Origin of the sequence: Vibrio sp. 10N.222.55.C6, from assembly GCF_041473395.1 — a bacterium.
Taxonomy (GTDB): domain Bacteria; phylum Pseudomonadota; class Gammaproteobacteria; order Enterobacterales; family Vibrionaceae; genus Vibrio; species Vibrio crassostreae_C.
Genome location: NZ_JBFRSD010000765.1, coordinates 1 through 242 on the forward strand (window position 1 = coordinate 1; position 242 = coordinate 242).

Here is a 242-nt window from a genome sequence, read left to right on the forward strand (position 1 = left end):
ATACTTCAGCTTAGATGAGCACACGATGGTTCCGGATGTGTTGGTTATCTCAACCAAAGCATACGATAAACTGACTGCAGAACAACAAGATGCGCTAATGAAGGCGGCAAGTGATTCATCTGAATTGATGAAAAAATTGTGGGCTGAATCGGAAGCAAAAGAGCGTGCTAAAGCCGAGAAAATGGGCGTTACTTTTGTGGAACCAGACAAGGCTGCGTTCGCACTAGCGGTTCAACCTATGT

The 242-nt window shown here is 45.0% G+C and carries 1 protein-coding gene; it reads left to right on the top strand.

Going from position 1 to position 242, the window contains the following annotated elements:
* A partial coding sequence (dctP, locus tag AB4486_RS26040) for a TRAP transporter substrate-binding protein DctP (protein ID WP_372119642.1) occupies positions 1–242 on the top strand: 242 nt, incomplete at both ends.